We start from the raw sequence: 1,232 nt of genomic DNA on the forward strand, positions 1-1,232 counted from the left end.
CACGCCATGAAAAATGCTCCCTGATGATTTCCGAACCCTATTGAGTACTATGGCTGAGGACGAACTTGTTCGCACTCATATAGTTACCGATGATCCAGGGCCAAATATTCTGGCAGAGGCCTTGCGTTATATTGAAAATACTATTCGAGCCAAGTTTCAGCTCAACGAAAAACAGCGCGTTTCAGCGATCGTTGTTGGTTCTGCAAAGCTTGGCTTCTCATTCATAGAGAAACGCAAGAATGGCGCCTTATTGAAGCCAGCCTACAGAAGCTACACGCCCGGAGTTTCCGATGTAGACATTGCAATTATCAGTCCTGTCGTGTATGGAAAAATTTGGAGTGATCTTGCAAGTATAGGAGCGAGGCAAGTGCATTTTCCCAGTGCATCTAAACTCGGCAACTACATGTACCACGGTTGGCTTAGACCCGATCTATTCCCTACACCCAAGCCCCAGAGATGCGCTGATTGGACCGATGCATACAGAGAATTGCAACAACATCCTTCTTTGCGGAATAAACGACTCCGCTTGGCTTTATATCACTCGCAACACTTTCTCGAAACTTATCAACAGCGAGGAATCAGAGTTGCTAAAGATCAGGAGCAGATTTTATGAGAACGGCACCCACCAGCCTAAAAATAAGGCAGCTAATTACTCAAACAAGAAATGGAACTCTGATCCCTCGCCCTGAGTTTCAGCGTCGCCTTGTATGGACGACTGAAGACAAAATCCGCTTTATGGATACGGTACTGAAAGGCTTACCATTTCCGGAGATCTACGTTGCGAATGGCCCAGTCAATACTGACACAGGAGAGGGTCAACAGCTTCTAGTGGATGGTCAGCAACGTGTAACCACAATCTTTGATTACTTCACAGGTGATCCAAAAACATACGGAACCGCTCTGCCGGCCTACGCGGATTTGGATGAGGCACGCAAGAGAGAATTTTTGGATTACGACGTAACAGTACGCGATCTTGGTTCAATTACTCCTCAAGAAATTATTGAGGTTTTCCGACGAATCAATTCGACAAAATATGCTCTAAATGAAATTGAAATAAACAACGCCATCTACACCGGCGCGCTAATGTCCATCGCTACGGGTTTTTCGGAGCACGATTTCTTTGATAAGCACAGAGTATTTCGCCCGACAGACATCAAAAGAATGGGCGATGTTCGATTTATGCTTCAAATAATAATTACAATGATTGCTGGCTATTTCGATAGAGACGATTT

Annotated in this window: 2 protein-coding genes; both read left to right on the forward strand. The window is 44.9% G+C overall.

Going from position 1 to position 1,232, the window contains the following annotated elements; translation table 11 throughout:
• Positions 1–49: 49 nt before the first annotated feature.
• Positions 50–613 (forward strand): hypothetical protein, encoded by a 564-nt coding sequence (locus G4P69_RS38470; RefSeq protein WP_208355273.1) that lies wholly within the window; start codon positions 50–52, stop codon positions 611–613.
• The coding region (locus G4P69_RS38475; protein ID WP_208355275.1) for a DUF262 domain-containing protein at positions 610–1,232 on the forward strand (623 nt) is incomplete at its 3' end. The genes G4P69_RS38470 and G4P69_RS38475, both read left to right, overlap by 4 nt.

This window comes from Aetokthonos hydrillicola CCALA 1050 (assembly GCF_017591665.1).
Classification (GTDB): domain Bacteria; phylum Cyanobacteriota; class Cyanobacteriia; order Cyanobacteriales; family Nostocaceae; genus Aetokthonos; species Aetokthonos hydrillicola.